Below are 22,446 nucleotides of genomic sequence, written 5' to 3' on the forward strand. Positions count from 1 at the left end.
AAATTTGTAAAGAATCCGCAGAAGATAGAAGGAGAGAAATTGTCTGTAAAAGATTATTCGTTTCACTTGATAAATTTGGATGAAGCTTGTCATTTTATTCGTTACTAACTATAATGATGGAAGATTGAGTCATAGGAGTGAATTATATGGGATTAACGGCTGGTATCGTTGGATTGCCGAACGTAGGTAAGTCAACACTATTTAATGCAATTACACAAGCAGGTGCAGAATCTGCGAACTACCCATTCTGTACAATAGATCCAAACGTTGGAATCGTAGAAGTTCCAGATCATCGTTTAAATAAATTAACTGAGCTTGTAGAACCGAAGAAAACTGTGCCAACTGTCTTTGAATTTACAGATATCGCAGGTATTGTAAAAGGTGCGAGTAAAGGGGAAGGATTAGGAAATAAATTCTTATCTCATATTCGTCAAGTAGATGCAATTTGCCAAGTAGTTCGTTGTTTTGAAGATGAGAATATTACGCATGTAGCAGGAAAAGTAGATCCAATTGCAGATATTGAAACAATTAATTTAGAGCTTATTTTAGCGGATTTAGAATCTGTTGATAAGCGTCTTGAACGCGTTACAAAATTAGCGAAACAAAAAGATAAAGATGCTGTATTTGAACATGAAATTTTAGTTCGCTTAAAAGAAGCATTTGAAGAAGGAAATCCGGCTCGTACAGTTGAATTTACTGAAGAGCAAATGAAAGTAGTAAAAGGTCTTCATTTATTAACAATAAAAGAAATGTTATATGTAGCAAACGTTTCTGAAGACGATGTAATCGATCCGTCTGGAAATGAATATGTACAAATTGTAAAAGAGTTTGCTGCAAAAGAAAATTCACAAGTAATTGTTGTTTGTGCAAAAATTGAATCAGAAATTTCTGAGTTAGACGAGGAAGAGAAAAAAGTCTTCCTTGAAGAGCTGGGTATTGAAGAATCTGGTCTTGATCAACTAATTCGCGCAGCATATGATTTATTAGGATTGGCTACTTATTTTACAGCTGGGGTACAAGAAGTTCGTGCTTGGACATTTAAAACAGGAATGAAAGCACCGCAATGCGCTGGAATCATTCATACAGATTTTGAACGTGGATTTATTCGTGCAGAAACAGTGTCTTATGACGATTTAATGGAAAATGGTTCGATGACAGCTGCTAAAGAAGCTGGAAAAGTACGCTTAGAAGGAAAAGAATACATTATGAAAGACGGAGATGTTGTACACTTCCGCTTTAATGTATAATCTTTTATTTCCTAGGAAAAAATAAAGTATCTAACTTGGCAAATTCACTGGATTTGCCAAGTTTTTTATGTTTTCGTGAGTTGATTCCTCTAACTTACTATGATATAATCTAAACTCGTGAGTAATTACTATAAATTAATTGCTCCTTGCCCAATGTGGGCCGTTTAGACCAAAAGGAGGTGAAAGTGTAATGAAAAAGTACGAAATCATGTACATCATTCGTCCAAACATGGAAGAAGAAGCTCAAAAAGCTTTAGTTGAACGTTTTGCAGGCGTTTTAACTGAAAATGGTGCAGAAATCATTAACACAAAAGAGTGGGGTAAGCGTCGTTTAGCTTACGAAATCAACGACTTACGTGACGGTTTCTACATGATCTTAAACGTAAATTCTAACCCAGAAGCGGTTAAAGAATTCGATCGTTTAGCTAAGATCAACGAAGATATCATTCGTCACATCGTTATTAAAGAAGAAGAATAATCATTAAGATATATAGGGAGAGTGGTTCGATTGATGAATCGCGTTTTACTCGTTGGTCGTTTAACTAAAGACCCTGATTTACGTTACACGCCAAACGGTGTTGCAGTAGCTACTTTTTCATTAGCTGTAAATCGCACATATACAAACCAGCAAGGTGAGCGTGAGGCTGACTTTATTAACTGTGTTATATGGCGAAAACAAGCAGAAAACGTAGCGAACTTCTTGAAAAAAGGTAGTTTAGCAGGCGTAGATGGTCGTCTTCAAACTCGTAATTACGAGGGACAAGATGGAAAACGTGTATATGTAACAGAAGTGGTTGCAGAGAACGTACAATTTTTAGAGCCGCGCAGTAGCGCTGGTGAGCAACGTGGTTCATTTAATCCGCAACCATCGGGAGCAGGATTCGGAAATCAAGGCTCTCAAAATCCATTTGGTCAATCTGGTAACAATGGCAATAATGCTGGATTTACTAGAAATGACGATCCATTTGCAAATGTAGGTCAACCGATTGATATTTCAGACGATGACTTACCATTCTAATGGTATAGACCGAATATTTTAAAACGGAATGGAGGGAAATGAACATGGCAGGAGGACGCAAAGGTGGACGTGCGAAACGTCGTAAGGTGTGTTTCTTTACATCTAACGGCATCACTCGCATCGACTATAAAGATGTTGATTTACTAAAACGCTTTGTTTCTGAGCGTGGTAAAATTTTACCACGTCGTGTAACAGGTACTAGCGCAAAATACCAACGCAAATTAACAGTTGCAATTAAACGTGCTCGTCAAATGGCACTTTTACCATATGTTGGTGAATAATAACGTATGAAATGCACAGTAGAGTATTACTCTACTGTGCATTTTGCTATTCTTTTCTTTTTGTTAACCATGATAGAAGTTTCACTTTATAGAAAGAGGGTGTGAAGAATGAAACGCACACGACTCATTACAGAAGGAGCAGTATTACTTGCTTTATATGCTGTCTTGCTTTTAGCTTCTCTGTATATGCCTGTTTTAGGTGCTATAGTTATATTTGCACTGCCGTTACCATTTCTTATTTTTTCAATCAGATACCAGTTAAGTAGTGCTTGTATGTTATTAGGAGCGGCAATTCTTGTAACACTTATTGTGAGTTCGCCTCTTAGTATTGCGAATACACTTATGTTCGGAATAACAGGAATTATATTAGGACACATGTATAAAAAGAAAAAAAGTGTTATTGAAATTTTATTGGTAGGGACACTTGTATATCTTGTGAGTTTTGTATTGCTGTATATTGTTAGTGTGCAGTTTTTTAATATAGATATTGTGAAACAGATGCAAGATATGTTCAAACAATCAATGGAACAAAGCGAGAAATTTATGAAGATGGCGGGTGCATCTGTAAATGAAGGGCAGCTAGCTGAATTGAAAAAAGCGGTTAATACAATTGGAATGCTTTTACCAACCGTACTTGCTATGGCTTCGCTATTCTCTTCTTGGATTACTATTTTAATTGCTAATCGTGTTTTAAAACGATTAAAGTACACGGCGGTATCTTGGCCGAAATTTCGTGATATACAAATTCCTAAGAGCATTGTTTGGTTGTATGTCGTGATTATTTTGCTAGCTTCTTTTACCAAAATCGAAGCAGGGTCATATGTAGAAATGGTGTTCTTAAATTTATCAACAATTTTTACTTTTTTACTGTTGTTTCAAGGGTTTTCATTCCTAGCTTTTTTTACAAATGCAAAAGGATATACTAAAGTTGTTCCAATCTTAACTTTTGTTGTAGGGTTGTTTGTGCCAGTTTTGTTTCCTCTTATGACAATCTTAGGTATAATTGATTTAGGCTTTTCGTTACGATTGAAAATACAGGTAAAATAAGTATTTGAAACAAAGTACTTTTTATAAGCCCTTTGTAACGAACCATAGAAATCAAAGCTTTTATCCTACGCTTAATAGAACGATTAGACTTTGTAAGCGGGGAATAAGTGTAGTTGACTCAACTAAATATCGGTAGAGGATAAGGGTTTAATTAATGGATGGTTTATTTTATCCCGCTATGAATAGGCAGTAGGACTCCCGCTTCAAAAATTTGAGGAGTCAAAGAAGATCGGTCGAGGATAACTGCTAGCATGTGCCCGATTAGTTCAACTAACTATCAGTGGAGATGTAAAAAACTCTCTGATAGAAGTTTCACTTTATAGGAGTTGTATATATGCCTGAATTTTATAAGAAACAGCGGTTTCTATATCCTGTTTATGTATTGGCGTTTTTAGCGCTTTTACTCATTACCATTCTCGTTTATTTTCATTGGATGACGGGTATGATTTCCTTTGTTGTCTTTTGTATCGTCTTATTTTTTGTTATAAAATTTGAACTTGCATTTCAAAAAAGCGTTGAAAAGTATACGAATGATACGATTACAAGAGTGAAAAAGGTAAGTAATGAGGCTTTCAATCAAATGCCAATTGGAATTTTACTATATAATAAAGATTATGGAATCGACTGGGCAAATCCATATCTATCTTCTTGTTTAGGGCAACATTCGTTAGCTGGATGGCACTTGTATGATCTATCAGAAACCTTACTTTTATTTACAAAAGGGGAAACAGCTAATGATATTGTATCTTTAAACAATCGAAAATTTCGTGTATTTGCGAGGAAAGAAGAGAAGTTAATTTATTTCTTTGATGTGACAGAGCAAACAGAAATTGAGAAAATGTATGAAGACCAAAGGACGGTACTTGCTGTTATCTATTTAGATAACTATGATGAAGTAACACAAGGATTAGATGATCAATTGCGTACAAATATTACAAGTCACGTTACATCTTTACTAAATGAATGGGCTGTGAAGTATGGGGCGTATTTAAAACGTGCTTCATCTGAACGATATTTTGTTGTGTTAAATGAAAGTATTTTAACGCAAATGGAGAAAGGGAAATTTGATATTTTAGATCAAGTACGTGAAGAAACGTCTAAACGAAATATTCCCCTGACTCTTAGTATCGGTGTTGGTTCTGGTGATTTGTCACTAGTAGAGCTTGGGTCTATGGCGCAATCTGGTCTCGATTTAGCACTTGGCCGGGGTGGAGATCAAGTGGCTATTAAACAAGCAACAGGGAAAGTGAAGTTTTATGGTGGGAAAACGAATCCGGTAGAAAAGCGTACTCGTGTACGTGCACGTGTAATTTCTCATGCTTTAAAAGATCTTGTGTTAGAAAGTAGCAATATCATTATTATGGGGCATCGGGCACCGGATATGGATGCAATTGGAGCTGCAATTGGGATTTTGAAAGTAGCACAGCTTAATGAACGAGAAGGATATATCGTATTAGATGAAAATGATTCTGATAAAGGAATTAAGCGTTTAATGGACGAAGTTAAGCAGCATGAGGAATTATGGTCGCGCTTTATTACACCGCAGCAGGCTCTTGAATTTGCGAATGATGATTCGCTTCTTGTTGTAGTAGATACCCATAAACCATCTATGGTTATGGAAAGAAAGTTACTTGATAAGATTGAAAATGTTGTTGTAATTGATCATCATCGCCGCGGTGAGGACTTCATTGAAGATCCGTTGCTTGTTTATATGGAGCCATATGCATCATCTACAGCAGAACTTGTAACGGAGTTGTTGGAATATCAGCCTAAGCGTTTGAAAATGAATATGCTAGAGGCAACAGCTTTACTGGCAGGTATTATAGTGGATACGAAGAGTTTTACATTCCGTACTGGAGCACGTACGTTTGATGCAGCTTCCTATCTTCGTTCTCATGGCGCAGATACTATATTAGTACAAAAGTTATTAAAAGAAGATATGGCCCATTATTTACAAATTGCAAAAACAATTCGAAATGCGTACATTTATAAAAATGGGATTGCGATTGCAAAGGTAGATGGTGATGGGTTTTATGATCAAGTATTAATTGCCCAATCAGCTGATACATTACTCACAATGACAGGAGTGATTGCTTCTTTCGTAATTGCACAGCGTAGTGAAAGCGTGATTGGGATTAGTGGACGTTCTTTAGGGGAAGTAAATGTACAGCTTATTATGGAAAATTTAGGCGGAGGCGGTCATTTAACAAATGCTGCAACGCAAATACAAAACATATCAATTGATGAAGCAGAAGCAAACTTACAATCTGTTATAAATGAGTATTTAGAGGGAGGAATACAATCATGAAAGTAATCTTTTTAAAAGACGTAAAAGGTAAAGGGAAAAAAGGGGAAGTAAAAAATGTACCAGACGGTTATGCGAATAACTTTTTATTAAAACAAGGACTTGCAATTGAAGCGACAAATGCAAATGTGAAAACATTAGATGCGAAAAAGCGTAAAGAAGAAAAAGATGCAGAATTAGAGCTTGAAAAATGCAAGGAATTAAAAGAAACTCTAGAAAAGTTAACAGTAGAATTAAAAGCAAAATCGGGTGAAGGTGGCCGTTTATTTGGTTCTATTACAAGTAAACAAATTGTAGATGGCTTACAAAAAACTCATAATATTAAGCTTGATAAACGTAAATTTGAAATGGACGATGCAATTCGTGCATTAGGATATACGAACGTTACCGTGAAATTACATCCACAAGTAACAGCAACAGTGAAAGTACATGTTACTGAACAATAAACAAAAGATTGAAGAGGAGGTTTGCGCATGAGTGACGTATTTGCTGATCGTACCCCTCCGCATAATATAGAGGCTGAGCAAGCCGTTTTAGGAGCTATTTTTCTCGATCAAGAAGCGTTAACATCAGCTTCGGAAATGCTAATGCCAGAAGATTTCTATCGAACGGCGCATCAAAAAATTTATCAAATGATGCTTGATCTTTCTGACAAAGGAGAGCCAATTGATTTAGTTACCGCAACAGCAGCACTTGCTGATCAAAACTTATTAGAAGAAGTTGGCGGTGTTTCTTATTTAGCTGAACTAGCAGAAGCTGTACCGACGGCTGCTAACGTAGAATATTATGCACGTATTATCGCAGAAAAATCGATTTTGCGTCGGCTTATTCGGACAGCAACGCATATTGTGTCGGATGGTTATGAACGAGAAGATGATGTAGAGAGTCTATTAAATGAAGCTGAGAAAAAAATATTAGAAGTATCTCAGCGTACGAATACAAAAGGTTTTCAAAATATTAAAGATGTTCTTGTAGCAGCTTACGATAAAATTGAATTACTGCATAATCAAAAAGGTGAAATTACAGGAATTCCAACTGGTTTCACAGAGTTAGATCGTATGACAGCAGGTTTCCAGCGGAATGATTTAATTATTGTAGCGGCACGTCCATCTGTAGGGAAAACAGCATTTTCTTTAAATATTGCCCAAAATGTTGCTACCAAAACGGACGAAAATGTTGCGATTTTTAGTTTAGAGATGGGGGCTGATCAGCTCGTTATGCGTATGCTTTGTGCAGAAGGAAATATTGATGCACAGCGTCTTCGTACGGGGACTTTAACTTCGGAAGACTGGGCGAAACTGACGATGGCAATGGGTAGCCTCTCAAATGCAGGTATTTTTATTGATGATACACCAGGAATTCGCGTTAGTGAAATTCGAGCAAAGTGTAGACGTTTAAAACAAGAACATGGCCTTGGAATGATTTTAATCGATTATTTACAGCTTATTCAGGGTAGCGGGAAATCTGGTGAAAACCGCCAGCAAGAAGTATCAGAAATTTCTCGTACATTAAAAGGGCTTGCGCGTGAACTAGAAGTTCCAGTTATTGCTTTATCTCAGCTTTCTCGTGGTGTAGAGTCTCGTCAAGATAAACGTCCGATGATGTCGGACATTCGTGAATCAGGAAGTATTGAGCAAGATGCTGATATAGTAGCATTCTTATATCGTGAAGACTACTATGACCGAGAAACGGAAAACAAAAATACAATTGAAATTATTATTGCTAAGCAGCGTAATGGTCCAGTAGGTTCAGTTGAGTTGGCGTTTGTGAAGGAATTTAACAAATTCGTAAACTTAGAACGACGCTTTGATAATGGACATGCACCGCCAGCATAGTGAGAGTATAAAAAAGAAGCACATTTCTTATAATAAAATGTGTTTCTTTTTTTGTTTGTGAGAATAATGATTTCATAAGTAAAGAGGCATTCTTACGAACGAAAAAGATAAAAGAGAAAAAAATGTTCGTTTTTAAATTGACTTCTCTTTGCATTTTGGTACAATTATATTGTTTGAAAAGTTCGTTTGAAAATTTCGGAGGTGCTTGAATAATGTCTTCAGTAGTAGTTGTAGGAACACAGTGGGGCGACGAAGGAAAAGGTAAAATTACTGATTTCCTTTCTGAACATGCGGAAGTAGTTGCGCGCTATCAAGGCGGAAATAACGCAGGACATACAATTGTTTTTAACGGTGTTAAATATAAATTGCATTTAATTCCATCTGGTATTTTCTATAAAGAAAAAATTTGTGTTATCGGAAACGGTATGGTAGTAGATCCAAAAGCTTTGCTTGAGGAATTAAAATACTTACATGATCGTGACGTAAGCACTGATAATTTACGTATTAGTAACCGTGCACACGTTATCTTACCTTATCACTTAAAACAAGACGAGTTAGAAGAAGAGCGTAAAGGTGATAATAAAATTGGTACAACGAAAAAAGGTATCGGTCCTGCATACATGGACAAAGCTGCTCGCATAGGTATTCGTATGGCAGACCTTTTAGACCGTGAGGCATTTAAAGAAAAGCTTGAGCGTAATCTAGCGGAAAAAAATCGTTTATTCGAAAAAATGTATGATGCAGAAGGATTTAGTGCAGAAGAAATTTTCGAAGAGTATTTCGAATATGGTCAACAAATCGCACAATACGTATGTGATACATCTGTTGTACTAAATGATGCATTAGATGAAGGTCGCCGCGTATTATTTGAAGGTGCACAAGGTGTTATGCTTGATATTGACCAAGGTACGTATCCGTTCGTTACATCTTCTAATCCAGTTGCTGGTGGTGTAACAATCGGTTCTGGTGTAGGCCCTTCTAAAATTAAACGCGTAGTAGGTGTATGTAAAGCATATACAAGCCGTGTAGGTGACGGTCCATTCCCAACTGAGCTTCATGACGAAATTGGTGATCAAATTCGTGAAGTTGGTCGTGAATATGGTACAACAACTGGTCGTCCACGCCGTGTAGGTTGGTTTGATAGTGTTGTTGTAAGACACGCACGCCGCGTTAGTGGTTTAACAGATTTATCTTTAAACTCTATCGACGTATTAACAGGTATTCCAACTGTGAAAATCTGTATTGCATACAAATATAACGGTGAAATTCTTGATGAAGTTCCAGCAAACTTAAATATTTTAGCGAAATGTGAGCCAGTATACGAAGAGCTTCCAGGTTGGACAGAAGATATTACAGGCGTAAAAACATTAGCTGAACTTCCTGAAAATGCAAGACATTATGTAGAACGTGTATCTCAATTAACAGGTATTTCATTAGCTATGTTCTCAGTTGGTCCAGACCGTAGTCAAACAAATATTGTTCGTAACGTATACGGTATCTAATCTTGTTTTTTTCTTAAAAATACGGTATATTGAAAGAAGAACCCGCATTTAAATGGGTTCTTTTTTCATGTTCTTATAAAAAAATATAAAAAAGTATTGCAAAAAGAAAGCATTTTATGATATTATAAGTCTTGTCGTCACGAAAACATGACATTGGTGAATATGAGCCATTAGCTCAGTTGGTAGAGCATCTGACTTTTAATCAGAGGGTCGAAGGTTCGAGTCCTTCATGGCTCACCATTTTATTTTCGTGGCCCGTTGGTCAAGTGGTTAAGACACCGCCCTTTCACGGCGGTAACACGGGTTCGAATCCCGTACGGGTCACTTTTGTATATATTGTGTTTTGGTCCCGTGGTGTAGTGGTTAACATGCCTGCCTGTCACGCAGGAGATCGCCGGTTCGACCCCGGTCGGGACCGCCACTTTTGTTTAATACCACAATTAGTGGTTTTATATATATGTTTTGGCTCGGTAGCTCAGTCGGTAGAGCAGAGGACTGAAAATCCTCGTGTCGGCGGTTCGATTCCGTCCCGAGCCACTTTCAGGATATTAAGTGGGCCCGCTTAATATCCTTTTTATATTGTACAATTTTACAAATGAGATTAGTTCTTTTAAAATAGAATGAAGGGAAGCCTCTAGCAGTTGAAGCTAGAGGTTTTTCTGTAAGGAAGGCATTAAACGTTCAGGAGGAAACTAAGATGATGGGAAAGAAAATTTTAGTCGTTGATGATGAAAAACCAATTGCAGATATTTTAAAGTTTAATTTAGAAAAAGAAGGTTTTGAAATTGTAATGGCTCATGATGGTGATGAAGCAATTGAAAAAGCAAATGAAGAACAACCAGATATGGTTTTATTAGATATTATGTTACCGGGAAAAGATGGCTTAGAAGTTTGTCGTGAAATACGAAAAAACTATGAAATGCCAATTATTATGCTAACAGCTAAGGATTCTGAAATTGATAAAGTTCTTGGACTAGAACTGGGGGCAGATGACTATGTAACGAAGCCGTTTAGTACACGTGAGTTATTAGCACGCGTAAAAGCGAATTTACGTCGTCATCAACAAGGGGCAGCAGCTGAAAAAGAAGAAAATGCAGAGATGGTTATTGGTCCGATTATCATTAATCCAAATGCATATAGTGTAACAAAACGCGAGGAAAATATTGAGTTAACACATCGCGAATTTGAATTACTTCATTATTTAGCAAAGCATTTAGGACAAGTTATGACCCGTGAACATTTATTACAAACTGTTTGGGGTTATGATTATTTTGGTGATGTGCGTACAGTAGATGTAACAGTTCGTCGTTTACGGGAGAAAATTGAAGATAATCCAAGTCATCCGACTTTAATTGTAACAAGACGTGGTGTGGGATATTACTTACGCGATCCAGAGCAGGAGTAATATATGAAGAAAGTTGGTTTTTTTCAGTCTATTCACTTAAAGTTCGTATTAATTTACATGCTATTAATTTTAATGGCAATGCAAATTATTGGTGTATATTTCGTTCGGGAGTTAGAGAAGAATCTTGTGAAGAGTTTTAAGGAATCATTAACACAACGAACGAATTTACTTGCTTACAACTTAAAGCAGGAATTTGCAAAAGAAAGAGATAAAACAAAAGGTCCCTCCATTGAAGAGGCACTGAAAACGAGTATAGAAGATTTTTCTTCTGATCGAAAAGCTGATATTCAAGAGGTTCGTGTAATTGATGAGAGTAGTCGTGTATTAGCAACATCACATCAATATAATCAAGGTATTGTCGGAAAAAAAACAACAGATTTATTGGTAAAGCGAGCCTTGGTGCAAGGAAAGCCTGTTGAAAAACTGGAAATAGACCGTAATACAGGAAATCGTGTGCAAGTTGTTGCTACTCCTATTAAAGTAAGTAATGAGAAACGTTGTGTAATTTATATTGTTGCTTCTATGGAAGATGTTTATAAACAAATGAAGCTTATTAATCAAATCTTTGCAACGGGAACGGTTATTGCATTATTAGTAACAGCTGTGCTAGGTATTTTATTGGCGCAAACTATTACAAGACCAATTTCAGATATGAGAAAGCAAGCCATTGAAATGGCAAAGGGAAATTACTCTCGTAAAGTAAAAGTACATGGTCATGATGAAATTGGTCAATTAGCGTTGGCATTTAACAACTTGTCGAAGAAGTTGCAGCAAGCTCGTTCTTCTACGGAGAGTGAGAGAAGGAAGCTTTCGTCTGTATTATCTCATATGACAGATGGAGTAATTGCAACAGATCGAAAAGGAGATATTATCTTATTAAATGATCCGGCAGAAAAAATGCTTAACGTTTCACGTGAAACAGCATTAGATCAATCTATTCTAGAAATATTAGGCATTCAAGAAGAGTACACATTAGATAATTTATATGAAGAACCAGACTCTGTCATATTAGATTTTAGTACAAGAGATGAGCCGTATATTCTACGAGCTAGCTTTTCTATTATTCAAAAAGAGAATGGAAAGATAAATGGTTTTATCGCTGTATTATATGATGTAACGGAACAGGAGCGAATTGAGAGGGAACGCCGTGAATTTGTGGCAAACGTTTCTCATGAACTTCGTACACCATTAACAACGATGCGAAGCTATTTGGAAGCATTGGGGGAAGGAGCGTGGCAAGATCCGAATATTGCGCCGCAATTCTTACAGGTAACACAAGAAGAAACGGAGCGAATGATTCGACTTGTTAATGCGCTGCTACAGCTTTCAAAATTAGATAGTACGGAATATCGTCTAATGAAAGAATGGGTAGACTTTACACAATTCTTTAGTAATATCATTGATCGTTTTGAAATGTCAAAAGAACAAAACGTATCTTTTAAACGTTCATTTTCTAAGAGATCACGTTTCATTGAGATTGATGAAGATAAAATTACACAAGTTCTTTATAATATTATTTCAAACGCATTAAAGTATTCTCCAGAAGGTGGAACAATAACATATCGTTTACGGGAAAGAGAAGATATGTTAGAAATAAGCATTAGCGACCAAGGAGTGGGAATTCCGAAAGAGAACGTTGATAAGATTTTTGAACGTTTCTATCGCGTTGACAAAGCTCGTTCACGTAAATTGGGCGGAACAGGATTAGGTCTAGCAATTGCCAAGGAAATGATTCAAGCTCATGGCGGTTCGATTTGGGCAAAAAGCGAAGAAGGAAAAGGAACGACCATTTATTTCATGCTTCCAATGGAAAAGGACGAAGAGGATGACTGGGAATGAATATTGAAAACTTAAAATCAGTCTTGCTGATTAACTTGGTTGTTATTAGTGTATTTCTTACCTTTAATTTATGGACCTATGTACCTGATTCTAGTAAATTGCAAAATGCGAAATATTTACAAGACAATACAGAGGGGGAACAGAAGAGCCTTGCGAATGTAATTTTGCCTTCTATGGTTCTTTTTCATAAAGAGAATACGCATCTTGGAAGCGAAAATATAAATAGTATTGACCCATTATATAAATTACTGGAAAAAGGAGAATTGTACGATTTTAAAGATATATCAAATGATATTCCGAAACAGCAATTCTTCTCCTTTATTCGTGGTAAAAACAAGATTGAAATGATTTTCCCTACAGATATACCATTGGATTCCATGAAAGACGTTTTTACAATTAAAGAAAAAATCCCAGAGTTATCTAGCTTTAATCGTATAATGATTGATCTACAAAAAAGTCGCGATGGTAATATTCCTGTCTATTTCATTTCATATGAACACCGCAAGGTATATCATATGGTATTAAAAGGAATTATGCTTAAGGACCTTGAAACGGCACGTGATCAATTTGCAGCAAGTGCGAGGGACTACTCTCAATACACATTAAGTGATACGAGAGAGATATTTTTACCAGATACGAAAACAGATATGCAAAGTATGGGGTATTTAGTAAGTGAAATACCGGAAGATACATTTATAAATGCATTATTTACAGATCCTCGTTATGTAAAAAAAGTATCTGATGACCGTGAAAACACATATACAGATGGAATTCGACTCATGCAAGTATTAAAGAAAAAGCGAATGCTGCAGTACACAAATTCAGCTGTATCAGATCAAGCGCATAAGTATGCAAATACGCTTGCTCAACGCAGTTTCGATTTTATTAATGGTCATGGTGGTTTAACAGATTCTTATCGTTTTGATTATATGGACTCTAAAAAAGGACAAACAACATATCGTTTATATGTTGATAGCTTACCTGTATTTAATGAAAGTGGTATGACAACGTTAGAACAAGTATGGGGGGCGGAAGAATTAATTTCCTATCAGCGTCCATTATTTAAGCTATCATCATTAAAGTATGGTGATGATCAAACAATCTCTCTTCCGGATGGTAAGACAGTTATACAATCTTTAGAGAAGAATGAAAATGTGGATATGAAATTAATTCAAGATATTCGATTAGGATATAAGCTTATACCAGAGTCAGGGACAGATGGGAAAAATATTGCTGCAGTAAATTTAAAACCTATTTGGTATGTTGTGTATGGTGAAGACAATAAAGTTAAAGAGTGGTGTGAAGAGAAAGGGGGAGAGCTCATTGGATTGGAATAGGATTAAAACAATCTTTATTGTTACCTTTTTCATTTTAGACCTCTTCCTTGTCTTTCAGTTCGTGCAAAAACGAGATAGTAATCAACTTGAGTATACGACGGAAACGAATATTGAAGAACAAATGAAAGCAGATAAAATTATATTTGAGGATTTTCCGAAAGAACCGACGAAAGATACGTATATTATGGCGAAAAATAGAGTTTTTTCCGATGAAGACATACATTCTTTAAAAAATCAAACAGGATCTTTACAAGAGACAAATACACTTGTAAGTAAACTTAAAGAGCCATTTTGGAATGCAAAAGCAACAACAAGTGATAACTATAGTGAATTTCTACGTTCTTATGTAATTGATGGACAAAAATACAATGCTGTAGGAAAAGCAGAAGGATCGAAAGTGTATTTTTTTCAAAAATATAAGGATAAACCACTTTTTTATAATCAACATGGGATGATTGTTGCTGAACTAAATGAAAAGAAGGAAATTATATCGTATACACAAACAATGCTATATGACTTTAAAGAGATGGGAGAAAAGAATAAAGAATTGGATATTATTTCTGCTCCCAATGCATTAGAAACATTGTATAAGAAAAACGAATTAAGGCAAGGAAGTCATATAAAAGGAGCAAAATTAGGATATGCAACAGTGGTAGCTCCTTCTTCTTCAAATGTGCAAGTTCTTGTTCCAACATGGAATTTGTATACAGATAAAATGGACTACTTTGTAAATGCAATAGAAGGACAAATTATTCAATTAGGTAAGGACAACAAGGACACTGAGCAATGGAGTGAGGGTAAATGAGTTTGCATTTTAGTGTACTTGCAAGCGGCAGTACGGGAAATGCCCTGTATGTAGGGACAGAACGTGAAAAGTTATTAGTAGACGCAGGATTGAGTGGAAAAGCGACAGAAGCTTTGTTTCAACAAGCTGAATTAGATATAAATAGTATATCTGGTATTCTTGTCACACATGAACATAGTGATCATATTAAAGGGCTAGGTGTATTAGCTCGTAAGTATCATTTACCCATTTATGCAAATGAGAAGACATGGAGTGCAATGGAACACTTAATCGGTAATATTCCAACGGAGCAAAAATTTATTTTCTCGATTGGAGAAGTTAAAACATTTGGAGATATTGAAGTGGAATCATTTGGCGTTTCACATGACGCTGCAGAGCCAATGTTTTATGCGTTTCATCATAACGGAAGAAAGTTAGTGCTTATTACAGATACGGGGTATGTTAGTGATCGAATGAAAGGGATTATTAAGGGAGCCAATGCTTTTGTGTTTGAAAGTAATCACGACGTTGAGATGCTGCGAATGGGACGTTATCCATGGAGCATTAAACGAAGAATTTTAAGTGATGTAGGGCATGTTTCTAATGAAGATGCAGCTCTTGCAATGACTGATGTAATTACAGATGAAACAAAGCACATTTATTTGGCTCACCTTAGTTTAGATAACAATATGAAAGAACTTGCTCGTATGTCTGTTGCACAAGTTCTTGAAGAAAAAGGACTAGCTGTAGGAGAAGCATTTCAATTGCACGATACTGATCCGAAAACACCAACTAAAATTCAATACGTATAATTCTTCATTTTGGTAAACAATAAAGGAGAATATAAATGCTTTCGGAAGGCTAGGTGAGCATAAATGTCCTTTATTGATGAAGAAGATGTTCAGATGAAACGAAAAAGAAAGCAAAAGCATAAACATATTTTTATTTCTGGTGTAGCGGGAACTGTCATTGGTGCTACATTATTTGCTTTTGCCATTCCAACGTTTTCAAAATTAGGTTGGACTACAATAAGAGAAACTGAAGCAAGTGAAGAGAAACAGTATATAGCACAGTCTACTCCTCAATCTGTGAATACAGGAGATGGCTTCGTTAAAGCTGTTGACCGTGCTTCAGAAGCGGTTGTTGGTGTTATTAATATTCAGCGTGATAATTTTTCAGAGGCAGATGCAGAAGCAGGAACAGGATCTGGTGTAATTTACAAGAAGGAAAAAGGAAACGCATATATTGTAACGAATAATCATGTTGTAGCAGGAGCAAATCGCATTGAAGTAAGTTTGAGTGATGGAAAAAAAGTTCCTGGAAAGATTTTAGGAACCGATGTTGTAACAGATTTAGCTGTCTTACAAATTGAAGAAAAATATGCGAAAAAGGTCATTGACCTTGGTGATTCTACGAAAGTAAAACGCGGTGAAGCTGCGCTTGCAATCGGAAATCCGCTTGGTTTACAATTTTCAGGTACTGTAACACAAGGGATTATTTCAGCAAATGAACGCATTGTACCGGTTGATTTAGATCAAGATGGACATTATGATTGGCAAGTAGAAGTATTGCAGACAGATGCTGCTATTAATCCAGGTAATAGTGGCGGGGCTCTTGTAAATGAAGCTGGGCAACTTATTGGCATCAATTCCATGAAAATTGCTGCAAAAGAGGTAGAGGGGATCGGACTTGCAATTCCTGTTGCAAGAGCTGTCCCTGTGATGAATGAACTCGAAAAGTATGGGAAGGTAAGACGGCCTTATGTTGGGATTGAGCTTAGATCTTTAAATGAAATTCCTACTTATTATTGGGATAAAACATTGCACCTCCCAGCAAATATAGCGGAAGGTGTATGTATTTTAGATGTAAAAAGTCCATCGCCAGGTAGCGATGCAGGTTTACATGAATATGATGTCATTGTAGCGGTTGATGGAAAAACAGTGCAAGATATTATTGCATTCCGGAAAGTCCTATATAATAAGAAAATTGACGATAAAATGACGATTACATATTATCGTGGGGCAAAACGAGAAACAACAACTGTAAAATTAGGCAGTCAACAGTATTAAAACAGGAGGCAGCCCCTCCTGTTTTCTGTTGTGGATAAGTGAGGTGAAACTATGAAGTTACCTTGTTGTTTAGAACATGTGGAGTTAGCGCTAGATATCATTGTGGATGAATGTGAAGTAGCTCCAGTTATCCACAATGTGGATAACGAAGAAGATAAGAAAAAAACATGTGAATTTTGTCAAAATAAGGCGATATATGTTGTGTCGAACACAGATTCTCATACAATATGTGGATGATGCATGTGGATATGTGGATAACTTTTGTGGATAATGTGTTTGTAAGGTGGGGAGTACATGTGAATATCTTAATTATCTCAATCGGAAAGTTAAAAGAAAAATATTTAAAACAAGGTATTGAAGAATACTTAAAACGATTATCTTCTTATGCGAAAGTGGAAGTTGTTGAATTACCAGATGAAAAAGCACCAGAAAATCTAAGTGAAGCAGAAATGCAAATGGTAAAAGAAAAAGAAGGAATTCGTATTTTAGATAGAATTTCTGATGATACGCATGTGATTGCATTAGCAATTGAAGGGAAACAAAAATCATCAGAAGAATTTGCTGCAAGTTTAGACTGTCTTGCTACATATGGAAAAAGTAAAGTGGCGTTTGTTATCGGAGGATCGCTTGGATTAAGTAAAGAAGTGATGAAGCGCTCCAATGAGTCATTGTCGTTCTCGAAAATGACGCTGCCTCATCAGTTGATGCGTTTGGTACTGTTAGAACAGGTGTATAGAGCATTTCGAATCAATCGTAATGAACCTTACCATAAATAAATAAGGTTGTTATCCTTTTAAGAGTATCAACTGAATGAAAGGAAGAAGAGGAGGAAAGGAATCAATATTTCTCTTCTTTTTTGTTTTGGAATTTGAAAGGGATAAAAAATTAATCTTTGTTAAGGTGTTGCTAAGAAATTTATCTCGCATTAACGGGCAGTAACCCCCTACTGATGGAAGTTTCACTTTATAACTAAATTAAATTAGTCAGAGAAAATTTTACCATAAGCAAATGAGATTCTCATTGTTTGGGAGAGACGATGAAGAAATAATTAACAATAATTTTATCGGAAAGCCAATGGGTATTATTACATTTTATGACTGGATATGTTAAAATGGTTGGGGTATTACTAAAGATAGAAATTTTTGGGATATATGAAATGGAGTTTTTTGAAAATTAAGGGGTGGAAGAATGGCGCGCAATGTACCTTTATTGACGATTGTTGTTCCTTGCTATAATGAAGAAGCTACATTAGAGGAAACAACAAAAGAACTGACAAGGGTTATGGACGATTTAGTTGCAAATCACAAAATAAGTGATGAAAGTATCATTTTTTATGTAGATGATGGAAGCTCTGATAATACTTGGGGCATAATTGAAGAGAAAACAGCAATAAATCCGTATGTTCAAGGATTAAAATTAAGTAGAAATTTTGGCCATCAAGGAGCATTAATCGCTGGTCTGGAATCGGCAAGAGATTTTTCAGATTGTGTGGTTTCAATAGATGCTGACCTTCAAGATGATGTAAATGTTATATATCAATTTATTGATAAATATCAAGAAGGTTATGAGATTGTATACGGAGTTCGAGATAAGCGAGACACTGATACTAAATTTAAAAGAAATACTGCTTTATGGTTTTACAGTCTAATGGGAAAAATGGGTGTTAAGTTAGTACCTAACCATGCAGATTATCGTTTAATGAGCAAAAGGGCATTAGATGAATTTATAAAATATCAAGAAGAAAACTTATTCATTCGTGGAATTGTTCCCTTATTAGGCTTTAAATCTACTAATGTTTATTATGACCGTAAAGAAAGATTTGCTGGCGAATCAAAGTACCCATTAAAGAAAATGATTGCCTTCGCTTTTGACGGACTTACTTCATTTAGCGTTGCACCAATAAGATTTGTTTCATATTTAGGGTTTTTGATGGTGCTTATCGGGATAGGAATTGCTCTTTATGCATTATTTGCAAAAGTTTTTTCATATACAACTAGTGGCTGGACTTCATTGATGCTATCCATTTGGATTGTTGGAGGAGTACAGTTGTTGGCAATTGGAATTATTGGTGAATATATAGGGAAAATCTTTAAAGAAACAAAAGGACGCCCGAGATATACCATTGAAAAAAATAGTGTTCTTGAGAAACAAAAAGAATACGTATCAGAATTGGTTAAAAAGTAAATAGAAAGTAAGAAAACTCATCCTCACAAAAGTATTTTGGAGTGGGTATTCGTAAAAAAATCTATTAGTCTAGTATTGGTTTTTCGTTGAATGTATAGCTAAGGAGAATTCCATAGAAGAGTATTTTTAGGATGGATAAACCTTATAAGTATTTACTAACAATTATTTTAGGCTGTGTTTAATTAAAATCATCCCCATCTTACTGCTGGGTTATTGCCTAGCACGTGCCTGAAGATGGGGATGAATTTTTAGGATAGGTATTAAGTTTGATCGGGGCAAAAGCTTTTTATGAAATGTTCCCGGCTGTAATTAAATGAATGAGAGGAAGACTTAAAAGAAATGGAAAAGTCAGTTAGGTTTAATGATCTCAGGATAAATAAATCATCATTTGAAAAACTAAATATCTTTTTATTTTTTTATTCCTTTTTTATTATGTTGTTTTTTACACAGACATCGCCGTTCTTTACGTTAAGTGAGTGGGTAGATTCTAATGCCTTTTTTACAGTTGGAAAAGGTATGGCTAATGGAGTAGTCCCTTATCAAGACATTTTTGAACAAAAGGGTCCTTTGTTATATGGTTTACATGCATTAGCTTATTCGTTTTCTCATACTACTTTCGTTGGAGTATACATACTGGAAAGTCTTGCGATGTTTGCTAACGTTGTGTTAGCATTCAAGATTTCCCGCCTTTATTTGAATTGGATGCCTTCTGCACTTATATCTATATTTTTCCCAGTATTAGTATTGAATCAAAATGCATTTCGTTTTGGGGATAGTGCTGAAGAGTTTTCAATTCCTTTCATAATGACACTTCTTTATATGATATTTAAATATTATAAGTATGGCTCCGACTCTCTATTTAAACGAGGAATTTTTCTTCTAAATGGGATTATGATTGCCTGCGTATTTTGGATTAAATTTACCCTTGTTGGGGCTTGGATTGGATTCTACCTTGCAATTTTATTTATTTGTATAGGTGAAAAAAGATGGAAGGACTTAATGAACGCAATTGCTTTCACGTTTGCGGGGCTAGTTCTTGCAAGTATTCCATGGTTTATCTATTTTGGTATGAATCATGCAATTCAAGATTTGATAGATGTGTATTTAAAATTTAATCTCGGTACTTATTCATCACAAGTTGGTAAAGTTGAAAAACTAGCCAATTTTGCGTTTACTTTTGGAGATGCATTTAATGGTAATTTCGAAAGTAAAGTGTTAATTCTTGTTGGTTTAATTGATTTTATGTTTACATGGAAGTATTTTAAAGATAGAAGTCAAAAGTGGATGCTTTTAAGTACTATCATTTTCTTAATAGTAGGGGTATATATTGGAGGAAGAGGCTATCCATACTATTTTCTTATTATAACTCCTTTAGGGCTATTTGGATTGATAGCAATCGCTCATTTTATTCAAAATGTTAACATCAAGTCGCAGATTACTCTTGGTAAAAATAAATGGTTTGCCCTATCAATGATGGCGATGGCAACAATTTTCTTTTGCTTCGGTTATAATTCCAACATGAAGTCTTCAAAGTTCTATCAGAAGGAACCTCTTGCACAAGAAAAATTTGCAGAAATTATGCATCAAGAACCGAATCCAACGCTATTAAATTATGGCGAGTTAGACGGGGGATTTTATTTGGTGGCAGATATTGTACCGAATATCCGCTATTTTGAAAGACAAAATATTGATTATAATGAATATCCCGAAAATATGGATGAACAACATCGTTATATAAAAGAGAGAAAAGTTAAATTTGTTGTATTAAGAGTTGATCCAAAAATGAGCCCAAATCAGGTTACAGTTCCTTATCTTCGTGAAAATTATCGTTTAGTTGCTGAGCATACGCAATTTGTAGAAGGAGCAGAAAGAAAATACCTACTCTATAAGGATAAAAGTTTGTAAAACTTGTGGTTTACTATGACAACTGGACAACAAAAAGATTTGCTCTACTCTTTAGTAAAAAAATTAAAATGAAACAGAAGCAAGTAGAGTATATGACTAAAAACCTCATCTATTGTTAATATAATGATCCAGTAAAGCGAGACAAGGATAAAACACCCCCACTGTCGTATGTAAATATAAACGACAAATTGGAGGTGTTTTTTCTATTCATTTAAATTTTTCTATAAGTCACTGTGGCATGTGCTGGTTTTCTTAAACCTTGAACTTAACTGTTTATATGTCGGTTTTTAACGTTTCATAATAAAACTTTTTATTTAGTTTATAATAATACGTTCTGAAAGTACCATTTATATTGTAAAATGAAATTAAGATAAAAATGAATGGACAGGAGAGATCACGCTTCGATTATGCAAATGAAAAACCTGTTTCAAAGTAAAGGATTTCAGAGGTTAGTTGTATTAGGGTTACTTGTACTCATCTTATATGGGATGAAAAGCATGTTTAATTTAATTTTGATAACATTTATTCTTACGTATTTGATGGATAGATTTCAAAAATTTATTTCTCGCAAATTGGAACATTTTTTACCGATTAATAGAAAAATAATTATTGCATTTTTATATACAGCATTGATTAGTGGAATCGTTATTACATTATACAAATATGTACCAATTTTAATGGTACAAATTACGCAACTTGTGTATCAGTTCAATGTATTTGTACGAAATCCACCTGATAATGAGGTAATTAGATATCTAGTTTCTGCAATTGATCACGTGGAATTATCGAAGTACGTGAATCAAGGCGTTGATATTATTTATAATTCGCTAGCAAATGTTTGGAAAGTAAGTTTGCAAATTTTACTTTCACTTATTTTGAGCTTATTTTTCTTGTTAGAAAAGTCAAGAATTGTTATGTTTACAGCGAAGTTCAAAGAAAGTAAACTAGCTGTTTTCTATAATGAAATTGAGTATTTTGGAAGAAAATTCGCTCGCTCATTCGGAAAAGTGATTGAGGCGCAATTTCTTATTGCCATTGTAAATTGTGTGTTATCGACTATTGCACTTTGGATTTTAGGTTTCCCGCAGTTGCTCGGGTTAGCCTTAATGATCTTCTTGCTGGGGCTTATTCCAGTCGCAGGTGTAATTATTTCGCTGTTTCCACTTTGTATAATTGCTTATAATACCGGTGGTATGGTGTATATTTTGTACGTTTTAATTATTGTAGCAGTCATTCATGCGATTGAAAGTTATTTCTTAAATCCAAAGTTTATGTCAGAAAAGACAAATTTACCTATATTTTATACATTTATGATTTTAATTTTCTCTGAACATTTTTTAGGTGTATGGGGATTGATTATAGGGATTCCAATTTTTATGTTTTTACTCGATGTGTTAGAAGTAATAAGTGACGAGAAAGAAGAAATGGTAAATAATAAATAAAAAGCATCTATTTTGATGCTTTTTTATTTATTCCGCATTAACGGGCAATAATAGCCCCCACCTTAAAATTCAGCGAAAGTATTGTCCAGCTTCAGTGGCTTCGCTTCTTCCTACGAGGTAAAAAACACCTCTACGTCAGAAGCTCCATCCCCCTCACATTCTGAACGAGCTTAAGAAGTTAGGTGGGAGATAAACTGCTGGCATGCGCCCGATTGGGTGGGCTAATAATCAGTGGGGGATGAAGAA

At 35.3% G+C, this 22,446-nt stretch carries 20 protein-coding genes and 4 tRNA genes; all 24 read left to right on the plus strand.

Annotation, left to right across the window (positions count from 1 at the left end; translation table 11 throughout):
- Nucleotides 1-146: 146 nt before the first annotated feature.
- The 24 genes from ychF to WAZ07_RS23655 all read left to right on the plus strand — a co-directional run bounded on the left by ychF (nt 147) and on the right by WAZ07_RS23655 (nt 22,200).
- A complete protein-coding gene (ychF, locus tag WAZ07_RS23540; protein ID WP_090916294.1) occupies nt 147-1,247 on the plus strand; it encodes a redox-regulated ATPase YchF in 1,101 nt (366 codons plus the stop codon).
- Between the two features lie 190 nt (nt 1,248-1,437).
- Entirely contained in the window at nt 1,438-1,725 is a 288-nt protein-coding gene (gene rpsF / locus WAZ07_RS23545; RefSeq protein ID WP_090916292.1) for a 30S ribosomal protein S6, read from the plus strand.
- Between the two features lie 30 nt (nt 1,726-1,755).
- A complete protein-coding gene (gene ssb / locus WAZ07_RS23550) occupies nt 1,756-2,265 on the plus strand; it encodes a single-stranded DNA-binding protein (RefSeq protein ID WP_035433797.1) in 510 nt (169 codons plus the stop codon).
- Nucleotides 2,266-2,309: 44 nt separating this feature from the next.
- On the plus strand, nt 2,310-2,546 hold the full coding sequence (gene rpsR / locus WAZ07_RS23555; protein WP_020059677.1) for a 30S ribosomal protein S18: 237 nt from the start codon (nt 2,310-2,312) through the stop codon (nt 2,544-2,546).
- A gap of 108 nt (nt 2,547-2,654) precedes the next feature.
- The gene (locus tag WAZ07_RS23560; protein ID WP_336474396.1) at nt 2,655-3,593 is read left to right on the plus strand and encodes a YybS family protein; all 939 of its coding nucleotides are present in this window, start codon (nt 2,655-2,657) and stop codon (nt 3,591-3,593) included.
- Between the two features lie 334 nt (nt 3,594-3,927).
- Nucleotides 3,928-5,901 carry a DHH family phosphoesterase gene (locus WAZ07_RS23565; RefSeq protein WP_090916286.1) on the plus strand — a complete coding sequence of 658 codons (1,974 nt, stop codon included), beginning with the start codon at nt 3,928-3,930 and terminating at the stop codon, nt 5,899-5,901.
- The gene (gene rplI / locus WAZ07_RS23570; protein WP_090916283.1) at nt 5,898-6,344 is read left to right on the plus strand and encodes a 50S ribosomal protein L9; all 447 of its coding nucleotides are present in this window, start codon (nt 5,898-5,900) and stop codon (nt 6,342-6,344) included. The genes WAZ07_RS23565 and rplI overlap by 4 nt, the downstream gene beginning before the upstream one ends.
- Nucleotides 6,345-6,371: 27 nt before the next feature.
- Complete coding sequence (dnaB, locus tag WAZ07_RS23575) at nt 6,372-7,733, plus strand: replicative DNA helicase (RefSeq protein ID WP_090916281.1); 1,362 nt, start codon at nt 6,372-6,374, stop codon at nt 7,731-7,733.
- Between the two features lie 212 nt (nt 7,734-7,945).
- The gene (locus WAZ07_RS23580; protein WP_336474397.1) at nt 7,946-9,235 is read left to right on the plus strand and encodes an adenylosuccinate synthase; all 1,290 of its coding nucleotides are present in this window, start codon (nt 7,946-7,948) and stop codon (nt 9,233-9,235) included.
- Nucleotides 9,236-9,399: 164 nt separating this feature from the next.
- Nucleotides 9,400-9,475, plus strand: a tRNA-Lys gene (locus tag WAZ07_RS23585).
- Nucleotides 9,476-9,487: 12 nt separating this feature from the next.
- A tRNA-Glu gene (locus WAZ07_RS23590) sits at nt 9,488-9,559 on the plus strand.
- Nucleotides 9,560-9,580: 21 nt separating this feature from the next.
- Nucleotides 9,581-9,656: transfer RNA gene (locus WAZ07_RS23595), tRNA-Asp, on the plus strand.
- 43 nt (nt 9,657-9,699) lie between these two features.
- Nucleotides 9,700-9,772, plus strand: a tRNA-Phe gene (locus tag WAZ07_RS23600).
- A gap of 160 nt (nt 9,773-9,932) precedes the next feature.
- The gene (gene walR, locus WAZ07_RS23605) at nt 9,933-10,640 is read left to right on the plus strand and encodes a cell wall metabolism DNA-binding response regulator WalR (RefSeq protein WP_090916277.1); all 708 of its coding nucleotides are present in this window, start codon (nt 9,933-9,935) and stop codon (nt 10,638-10,640) included.
- A 3-nt stretch (nt 10,641-10,643) separates the two neighbouring features.
- A complete protein-coding gene (gene walK, locus WAZ07_RS23610; protein WP_336474398.1) occupies nt 10,644-12,479 on the plus strand; it encodes a cell wall metabolism sensor histidine kinase WalK in 1,836 nt (611 codons plus the stop codon).
- Nucleotides 12,476-13,816: a YycH family regulatory protein gene (locus WAZ07_RS23615; RefSeq protein ID WP_336474399.1), complete on the plus strand. Its 1,341-nt coding sequence runs from the start codon at nt 12,476-12,478 to the stop codon at nt 13,814-13,816. The genes walK and WAZ07_RS23615 overlap by 4 nt, the downstream gene beginning before the upstream one ends.
- Nucleotides 13,803-14,621 carry a two-component system regulatory protein YycI gene (locus tag WAZ07_RS23620; RefSeq protein ID WP_396550590.1) on the plus strand — a complete coding sequence of 273 codons (819 nt, stop codon included), beginning with the start codon at nt 13,803-13,805 and terminating at the stop codon, nt 14,619-14,621. The genes WAZ07_RS23615 and WAZ07_RS23620 overlap by 14 nt, the downstream gene beginning before the upstream one ends.
- Complete coding sequence (locus WAZ07_RS23625; RefSeq protein WP_336474400.1) at nt 14,618-15,412, plus strand: MBL fold metallo-hydrolase; 795 nt, start codon at nt 14,618-14,620, stop codon at nt 15,410-15,412. Before WAZ07_RS23620 ends, WAZ07_RS23625 begins: the two co-directional genes overlap by 4 nt.
- A 63-nt stretch (nt 15,413-15,475) precedes the next feature.
- Nucleotides 15,476-16,669 (plus strand): S1C family serine protease, encoded by a 1,194-nt coding sequence (locus WAZ07_RS23630; protein WP_336474401.1) that lies wholly within the window; start codon nt 15,476-15,478, stop codon nt 16,667-16,669.
- A gap of 51 nt (nt 16,670-16,720) precedes the next feature.
- Complete coding sequence (locus WAZ07_RS23635) at nt 16,721-16,906, plus strand: CxxH/CxxC protein (RefSeq protein ID WP_090916264.1); 186 nt, start codon at nt 16,721-16,723, stop codon at nt 16,904-16,906.
- 59 nt (nt 16,907-16,965) lie between these two features.
- Nucleotides 16,966-17,445 (plus strand): 23S rRNA (pseudouridine(1915)-N(3))-methyltransferase RlmH, encoded by a 480-nt coding sequence (gene rlmH / locus WAZ07_RS23640; RefSeq protein WP_336474402.1) that lies wholly within the window; start codon nt 16,966-16,968, stop codon nt 17,443-17,445.
- A gap of 412 nt (nt 17,446-17,857) precedes the next feature.
- Nucleotides 17,858-18,853, plus strand: a complete 996-nt coding sequence (locus WAZ07_RS23645) for a glycosyltransferase family 2 protein (RefSeq protein ID WP_336474403.1) — start codon at nt 17,858-17,860, stop codon at nt 18,851-18,853.
- 339 nt (nt 18,854-19,192) lie between these two features.
- Nucleotides 19,193-20,758, plus strand: coding sequence for a hypothetical protein (locus WAZ07_RS23650; RefSeq protein ID WP_336474404.1), 1,566 nt, complete (start codon nt 19,193-19,195; stop codon nt 20,756-20,758).
- Between the two features lie 407 nt (nt 20,759-21,165).
- Nucleotides 21,166-22,200, plus strand: coding sequence for an AI-2E family transporter (locus WAZ07_RS23655; RefSeq protein ID WP_336474414.1), 1,035 nt, complete (start codon nt 21,166-21,168; stop codon nt 22,198-22,200).
- Nucleotides 22,201-22,446: the final 246 nt, after the last annotated feature.

It is taken from the genome of Bacillus bruguierae, assembly GCF_037104725.1.
Taxonomy (GTDB): Bacteria; Bacillota; Bacilli; order Bacillales; family Bacillaceae_G; genus Bacillus_A; species Bacillus_A bruguierae.

What these genes read in the sequence shown, in the direction of transcription:
- walK (WP_336474398.1), top strand. Translation starts at nt 10,644, where the DNA reads ATGAAGAAAGTTGGTTTTTTTCAGTCTATTCACTTAAAGTTCGTATTA.
- ychF (WP_090916294.1), top strand. Translation starts at nt 147, where the DNA reads ATGGGATTAACGGCTGGTATCGTTGGATTGCCGAACGTAGGTAAGTCA.
- WAZ07_RS23560 (WP_336474396.1), top strand. Translation starts at nt 2,655, where the DNA reads ATGAAACGCACACGACTCATTACAGAAGGAGCAGTATTACTTGCTTTA.
- WAZ07_RS23580 (WP_336474397.1), top strand. Translation starts at nt 7,946, where the DNA reads ATGTCTTCAGTAGTAGTTGTAGGAACACAGTGGGGCGACGAAGGAAAA.
- walR (WP_090916277.1), top strand. Translation starts at nt 9,933, where the DNA reads ATGATGGGAAAGAAAATTTTAGTCGTTGATGATGAAAAACCAATTGCA.
- WAZ07_RS23630 (WP_336474401.1), top strand. Translation starts at nt 15,476, where the DNA reads ATGTCCTTTATTGATGAAGAAGATGTTCAGATGAAACGAAAAAGAAAG.
- rpsF (WP_090916292.1), top strand. Translation starts at nt 1,438, where the DNA reads ATGAAAAAGTACGAAATCATGTACATCATTCGTCCAAACATGGAAGAA.
- rpsR (WP_020059677.1), top strand. Translation starts at nt 2,310, where the DNA reads ATGGCAGGAGGACGCAAAGGTGGACGTGCGAAACGTCGTAAGGTGTGT.
- WAZ07_RS23645 (WP_336474403.1), top strand. Translation starts at nt 17,858, where the DNA reads ATGGCGCGCAATGTACCTTTATTGACGATTGTTGTTCCTTGCTATAAT.
- WAZ07_RS23625 (WP_336474400.1), top strand. Translation starts at nt 14,618, where the DNA reads ATGAGTTTGCATTTTAGTGTACTTGCAAGCGGCAGTACGGGAAATGCC.
- WAZ07_RS23655 (WP_336474414.1), top strand. Translation starts at nt 21,166, where the DNA reads ATGCAAATGAAAAACCTGTTTCAAAGTAAAGGATTTCAGAGGTTAGTT.
- WAZ07_RS23615 (WP_336474399.1), top strand. Translation starts at nt 12,476, where the DNA reads ATGAATATTGAAAACTTAAAATCAGTCTTGCTGATTAACTTGGTTGTT.
- WAZ07_RS23565 (WP_090916286.1), top strand. Translation starts at nt 3,928, where the DNA reads ATGCCTGAATTTTATAAGAAACAGCGGTTTCTATATCCTGTTTATGTA.
- dnaB (WP_090916281.1), top strand. Translation starts at nt 6,372, where the DNA reads ATGAGTGACGTATTTGCTGATCGTACCCCTCCGCATAATATAGAGGCT.
- WAZ07_RS23635 (WP_090916264.1), top strand. Translation starts at nt 16,721, where the DNA reads ATGAAGTTACCTTGTTGTTTAGAACATGTGGAGTTAGCGCTAGATATC.
- WAZ07_RS23650 (WP_336474404.1), top strand. Translation starts at nt 19,193, where the DNA reads ATGGAAAAGTCAGTTAGGTTTAATGATCTCAGGATAAATAAATCATCA.
- rplI (WP_090916283.1), top strand. Translation starts at nt 5,898, where the DNA reads ATGAAAGTAATCTTTTTAAAAGACGTAAAAGGTAAAGGGAAAAAAGGG.